This is a genomic window from Actinomadura sp. KC06 (genome assembly GCF_004348735.1).
Taxonomy (GTDB): Bacteria; Actinomycetota; Actinomycetes; order Streptosporangiales; family Streptosporangiaceae; genus Spirillospora.
This window is the reverse complement of sequence record NZ_SMKT01000056.1, coordinates 42,640-48,683: the sequence shown is the minus strand read 5'-3', so window position 1 is coordinate 48,683 and position 6,044 is coordinate 42,640. Positions and strand designations below refer to the sequence as shown.

The window sequence follows — 6,044 nt, the reverse complement described above, 5'->3', positions numbered from 1 at the left end:
GGTCGGGGGTGGCGGGGCCGTGGGTGGTCACTCGCCGGCCTCCAGTTCGGCGAACAGCGGGCGGGCGTCACCGGCTCCTGGAGGGACGAGCGGAAGTGGGGAGCCCCTGAGCTCGGCCCCGGCCGTGCGAGGCAGCGAGAGGCGGAACTGGGAGCCCGCACCGGGCTCTCCCCACGCCTGCAGCCATCCGCCGTGCAGTTGCGCGTCCTCGCGGGAGATCGAGAGGCCGAGTCCGGTGCCGCCGGTGGTGCGGGCGCGGGCGGGGTCGGCGCGCCAGAAGCGGTCGAAGACCATCTGCCCCTCCCCCGGCTTGAGCCCAACGCCGTGGTCGCGGACGGCGACGGCGACCGCGTCCCTGTCGGCGGCGACGGACACGATGATGTCCTCGCCCTCGCCATGCTCGACGGCGTTGACGAGCAGGTTGCGCAGGATGCGCTCGACCCGGCGGCGGTCGACCTCTGCCATGCACGGCTCGCCGGGCAGTTGCAGGACGACCTTGCTGCCCTTGCGCTCGGACAGCCCCTGGATGTCGCCCACCACGCGCAGGACGAGGTCGCGCATGTCCAGGGACTCGACGTCCAGCGTCGCCGCCCCCGCGTCGTGCCGGCTGATCTCCAGCAGGTCGGCCAGTAGCGACTCGAACCGCTCCAGCTGACTCTGCAACAGCTCCGCAGAGCGTCCCACCGCGGGGTCGTCGAATGTGTCGCGGTTTTCGTAGAGCATGTCCGCGGCGATCCTGATGGTGGTCAGGGGCGTGCGTAGCTCGTGGGAGACGTCCGATACGAATTGGCGCTGCACCTGCGACAGGTCTTCCAGTTCGCCGATCTTTTCCTGCAGGTTCGCGGCCATGTCGTTGAACGAGCGCGCGAGGCGCGCCAGATCGTCCTCACCGCGGACTCTCATGCGCTCTTCGAGCCGTCCGGCGGCGAGCCTCTGCGCCCCCTGTGCGGCCAGCCGAACGGGTATGACGACCTGCCGCGTCACCAGCGAGGCGATCGCCGCCAAGAGCAGCACTAGGACGATGCCCACGCCGGCCATAGAACGCCCCACATTGGTGAGGGTCCGCTGTTCCTCCTCAAGCCGGAACAGGTAGTACAACTCGAACTGGCCGGTCTTGCCGCCGACTATCAGACCGCTCTCGGACGGACGGTCATCGACGTAAGAAAGCTTGCCGTAGGTGTAGGCGCGCGCTCCTGCGGGCGCGTTCTTCAGTTCCTCCCGGAGCCGACGCGGGACGCTCTCTTGCCGCAGTTCATTGGTCGTGTACCCGTCGAAGTACTGCTCGTTGGTGTCGCGGATGTAGACCTCGTACAACCCGGACGGGCCGCTACGGGACTTCAACCGCTCGATCGTCGAATTGAGCCTGCTGCCGTCCCCAGGCGAATTCCCCAAGTCGCGCTGTACCTGCGCCAGGCCGTCGTCCAGCTGGAGACGTGCCGCCTTGACCTTCCCGTCCATGAGGGCAGACGACACCTGCTGCATCAGGAACGCGCCCAGGATTGCCACCACGATCGCCGAAATGAACAGGGTCGACGTAACGATGCGTACCTGGATCGAACGGCGCCACCGTGTGTAACCCGTCCGCGCGGCACTGCGCAGGACGCGCTGAACCGCCCGCAGCCCGCGCCGAGCCGGCCGCATCGCCCTCTTCATGTCGGCTTTCATGAGAGGTCCGCGATGCGGCGCGGCCCTGAACGCAGGGCTCCGGGAGAGTGCTGGACGGTCATCGGCGTGTCACGGGGGATACGGCCCTGGCGGGAATTACGGCGGTGTCATGGAATTCGGCGAATGCGGCGCCGTCGTGTGTCACCGGACACCGCGGGGTCAGGCGGGCCCGGCCTTGTAGCCGACACCGCGCACGGTGACGACGATCTCGGGACGTTCCGGATCTTTCTCGATCTTGGCGCGGAGGCGCTGCACGTGGACGTTCACCAGGCGCGTGTCGGCGGCGTGCCGGTAGCCCCAGACCTGCTCCAGGAGCACCTCGCGGGTGAACACCTGGCGGGGCTTGCGCGCCAGTGCCACCAGGAGGTCGAACTCCAGCGGCGTCAGCGGGATGTGCTTGTCGCCGCGCTTGACCGAGTGGCCGGCGACGTCGATGGCGATGTCGCCGATCTGGAGGGTCTCCGGCGCGGGCTCGTCGGTGCGCCGCAGGCGGGCGCGGACGCGCGCCACCAGCTCCTTCGGCTTGAACGGCTTGACGATGTAGTCGTCGGCGCCGGATTCCAGGCCGAGGACGACGTCGACGGTGTCGCTCTTGGCCGTCAGCATGACGATCGGCACGCCGGACTCGGCGCGGATCTGCCGGCACACGTCGATGCCGTCCGCCCCGGGCAGCATCAGGTCGAGCAGCACGAGGTCCGGCCGGGTCTCCCGGAACGCCTCGAGCGCCTTGTCGCCGTCGTGGACGAACGACGGCTCGAAGCCCTCGCCCCTCAGCACGATGCCGAGCATCTCGGCGAGCGCGAGATCGTCGTCGACGACCAGTACACGTCCTCTCATGGCCCTCATCGTCACAAAGTCGGGGTTCGGTGGGGGGAGCGCTTTCCATCCTCGCCGGGGCCGGCGGGTGCCGGCCCAAGCGTGTCGTCAGGTGAAAAGTTCTCCGCGGCGCTATGCTCCGGCCCCACCTCGCCAGGGAGAGATATGCCTTGGCGTGCAAGGTTACCCGCGTTTGCGTCGTACATGGCTCCCCAAGGATCCGGTGCGCGGCACGGAATTGTAGAGGTGACTCCCGAAACGCGTGCGAGGTTGACCGGGACCGGCAGATTCCGGCGGTCCGGCGGCATCTGGAGCGCGCGGATCGCCACCCGCCCGGCCGGTCACGGCAATCGCGGCACTTCGCCCGTGACAGGATGACCTGACCGGTGGACGTCACGGGCCCGGGAGAGACCCGGCGGGCGCGCCGGAGAGACCCGGGCGGGCGCGTGCCGGAAGACCCCGCCAGAGATCGCAGGGAGCCACGAGATGCCGGGACCGGACGGCTGGGACGACGACGCGGACGTCGACACGCAGGGCGTCCCGTTCCGTCCCATGTCCATCTCGGAGATGCTGGACGGCGCGATCGCCGGGATCCGGCGGCGTCCGCGCACGTCCCTCGGCCTGTCCGTGGGGATCAGCACGGTGATCCAGGTGGCGAGCTCGATCGCCGCGTACTTCTTCATCGGCGATGTGGCCCGCGAGGAGGTCACCCCGGACGTATTGCTGGAATCGCTGGGCGCACAGCTCACCCTGACGGTGATGGGTCTGGTGCTGTCGGCGTATGGGATTTTGCTGCTCTCCGGGCTGCTCGCGCCGATCTACGGCCGGGAATTGGTGGGCATGCCGATCGCGCCCAGGCAGGCGTGGCGGGACGCCAGACCGCGCCTTGGCCGCCTGGCCGCGACCGCAGCGGCCGTCATGGCGATCTCGCTCATCGCTCTGGTCGTGCCGATCGTGCCGTTCGCCCTGCTGATCGCCGCCGACGCGCATCCAGGGCTGAGCGTGCTCGCCGGGATCCTGGGCTTCCCCATTGGCATCGGCCTGATGGTGTGGCTCTACCTGCTGTTCGTCTTGGCCGTTCCTGCGGTCGTCCTGGAACGGCAGACGGTGAGGGGCGCGCTTCGCAGGGCGGTGACTCTGTCCAAGGGCCGCTGGTTCCGGACGTTCGGGACGCTTCTCCTGGCACTGCTCGTGACTGTGTTCATGGGTTTCTTCGCGCTGCGCATCCCGTTCCTGTTCGTGCAGCTGATTTTCTTCGGTGACTCTTCTGGCAGCGATTCGACGATGGCGGCTCTTGCAGTGGACACGCTCGGCCGCATCGTGAGCTGGTCGGTCGTGCTGCCGTTCGACGCCGGTGTCATCGCCTTGCTCTACATGGACAGGCGGATGCGCCGCGAAGGCTTCGACCTCGAGCTGCGTACGCGAGGACGCTCCGTCACCGCCATCTCGGCCGCCCCCGAGACTGGCGTCCAGAGCGTCCAAGGCGTCCAGAACGGACAGGACGCGCAGGACGCACAGGGCGATCAGGAGGAGGGTTTCATCGACCTGTGGCGAACCGGTCCGCTGCCGGCACGTCCGGGAACGGGAGCGAACCCATGATGCGCATGCACATGCTGCTCGATTCCGCGACTCTCGATCCGGTCGGCCGGGACGAGGCACGCGAAATGGCCCGCCGCGAGCTGGAGAAGCAGGTCTACCAGCGCGACAAGCCGTCCTGGCTGGAACGCCTGTGGGACGACTTCTCCGAATGGCTGCAGGACCTGTTTAACGGGTCTCCCGCGCCGGATTCGCAAGGAAGCGGCAGCGGCTGGGCGTCGATCGTCGTCATCGTCGTCGTCGTGCTCATAGCGGCGGCGCTCGTGGCGTGGCTGATGCGGGGCCGCCGCAACCTGCGCTCCCGGAACGAGCCACTGCTGGAGGACGAGACGTCCACCGCGCTCGACCACAGGGCCGCGGCGGAACGTCACGCGGCGGCCGGGCAGTGGGCGGAGGCGATCCGGGAACGGCTCCGCGCGATAGCCCGCGACCTGGAGGAACGGGCGGTGCTGGCCGCGCGTCCCGGCCGTACCGCCGACGAGCTGGCGCAGGAGACGGGCGAGGCCGTGCCGGAGCTGGCCGAGGACCTGCGCGTGGCCGTGCGGATCTTCGACGACGTCTGGTACGGCGACCGTCCGGGTACTGCCGAGGGATACGCGCAGGTCAAGAGCGTGGACGAGAAGCTGCGGGCGGCGAAACCGAAGCCGCTGGAGTCCGACGACCTGACGCCGGTCGGCGCCGGTGAGGACGGAGGCCCGCGATGGTGACGCAGACGCCCCCGCAGAGCGGCCAGGGCACCGGAGCCGGGTCCGGGCAGGGCGCGCCGGCGGCCGCGGAGCCGTCCGCGCGGCAGGTCGCGGGGCGCCGCTGGCGGTCGGCCCGGGGCGTCGTCGCGGTGATCCTGGCCATGATCGTGATCGCGATCATCCTGGCCGCGCTGCGCCCCTCGACGTCGGCGCAGGCGCTCGACCCCGAGTCGCCGAAGCAGGACGGCAGCCGGGCCCTGGTGGAGATCCTCCGGCAGAACGGGACGCAGGTGACCGTGGCCCGGCACGCGGACGACGCCGTCAAGGCGGCCGGTCCCGGGACGGTCATGGTGGTGACCCGCACCGAGCGGCTCACCAACGAGGACCTGATCCTCCTGAGCAACGCGCAGGCCGATCTCCTGCTCGTCCGGCCCACGTCGTTCGCGCTGGCGGACCTGGCCCCGCGGGTGCGCAAGGACGGCGCGACGTTCGAGGGCGCCGACGAGCCCGGCTGCTCCCTCCAGGCGGCGACCCTCGCGGGATCGGTCGCGTTCCACGAGTCGGAGACCTACGAGGTCAAGGGCGGCTCTGCAACAGAGTGCTACAAGACGGAATACGGCAGTTCGCGGGTCGTCCAAGTGCAGAACGGCGCGCACACCGTCACCGTGCTCGGTTCGGCCGCGCCGCTGACCAACCGCCGACTCACAGAGGAGGGCAACGCAGCGCTGGGCATGAATCTGGCGGGCGCCGCCACGGGCTCCTCTGTGGTGTGGCTGGTCCCGGACCTGCCAGAGTCCGGCTCTGGAGCGGGACAGCAGTCGCTCACCGATCTGCTGCCATTCGGCGTCAAGCTTTTCTTCCTCGAACTGCTTGTCGCGGTGGTGCTGGTAGCGCTGTGGCGGTCGCGCCGCCTAGGGCCGGTCGTCGCGGAGGCGCTTCCGGTCGTCGTCCGCTCTGCCGAGACGGTCGAGGGACGCGCCCGCCTCTACCGCGCCGGGCACGCCCGTGACCGCGCGTCCGACGCGCTGCGGTCGGGCGCCCGTGAACGCCTCGTCCCGCTGCTCGGCCTGCCCCGCAGCCGTGCGCAAGACCCCTCGGCCGTGCAGGAGATCGTCTCGGCGGTCGCCCGCCGCACGACGTACGACGAGACGTACGTCGGCGCGGCACTGTACGGTCCTGAACCCTTGGACGACGCGGGGCTCATCGCCCTCAGCGACGTCCTCGACGACCTGGAAAGGCAGGTACGCCAGTCTTGAACCGCCCAGTAGAGCTCGGGAAGGA

General features: G+C 69.6%; 5 protein-coding genes. 3 read left to right on the top strand and 2 right to left on the bottom strand.

What is annotated here, in order from left to right; translation table 11 throughout:
• Positions 1–27 precede the first annotated feature (27 nt).
• A complete protein-coding gene (gene mtrB / locus E1287_RS19525; protein ID WP_131966412.1) occupies positions 28–1,665 on the bottom strand; it encodes an MtrAB system histidine kinase MtrB in 1,638 nt (545 codons plus the stop codon).
• A 159-nt stretch (positions 1,666–1,824) separates the two neighbouring features.
• Entirely contained in the window at positions 1,825–2,502 is a 678-nt protein-coding gene (mtrA, locus tag E1287_RS19520) for an MtrAB system response regulator MtrA (RefSeq protein WP_117357433.1), read from the bottom strand.
• A 531-nt stretch (positions 2,503–3,033) separates the two neighbouring features.
• On the opposite strand from mtrA, the gene E1287_RS19515 reads away from it, so the two are divergent.
• From E1287_RS19515 to E1287_RS19505, 3 genes are read left to right on the top strand one after another with little or no spacing between them, the layout of a single operon-like run.
• Positions 3,034–4,080, top strand: coding sequence for a glycerophosphoryl diester phosphodiesterase membrane domain-containing protein (locus tag E1287_RS19515; RefSeq protein WP_131966411.1), 1,047 nt, complete (start codon positions 3,034–3,036; stop codon positions 4,078–4,080).
• The gene (locus tag E1287_RS19510) at positions 4,077–4,784 is read left to right on the top strand and encodes a DUF4129 domain-containing protein (RefSeq protein WP_243719210.1); all 708 of its coding nucleotides are present in this window, start codon (positions 4,077–4,079) and stop codon (positions 4,782–4,784) included. Before E1287_RS19515 ends, E1287_RS19510 begins: the two co-directional genes overlap by 4 nt.
• Complete coding sequence (locus E1287_RS19505) at positions 4,778–6,019, top strand: DUF4350 domain-containing protein (RefSeq protein WP_131966409.1); 1,242 nt, start codon at positions 4,778–4,780, stop codon at positions 6,017–6,019. The genes E1287_RS19510 and E1287_RS19505 overlap by 7 nt, the downstream gene beginning before the upstream one ends.
• Positions 6,020–6,044: the final 25 nt, after the last annotated feature.

What these genes read in the sequence shown, in the direction of transcription:
- mtrA (WP_117357433.1), bottom strand. Translation starts at nt 2,502, where the DNA reads ATGAGAGGACGTGTACTGGTCGTCGACGACGATCTCGCGCTCGCCGAG.
- mtrB (WP_131966412.1), bottom strand. Translation starts at nt 1,665, where the DNA reads ATGAAAGCCGACATGAAGAGGGCGATGCGGCCGGCTCGGCGCGGGCTG.
- E1287_RS19510 (WP_243719210.1), top strand. Translation starts at nt 4,077, where the DNA reads ATGATGCGCATGCACATGCTGCTCGATTCCGCGACTCTCGATCCGGTC.
- E1287_RS19505 (WP_131966409.1), top strand. Translation starts at nt 4,778, where the DNA reads ATGGTGACGCAGACGCCCCCGCAGAGCGGCCAGGGCACCGGAGCCGGG.
- E1287_RS19515 (WP_131966411.1), top strand. Translation starts at nt 3,034, where the DNA reads ATGTCCATCTCGGAGATGCTGGACGGCGCGATCGCCGGGATCCGGCGG.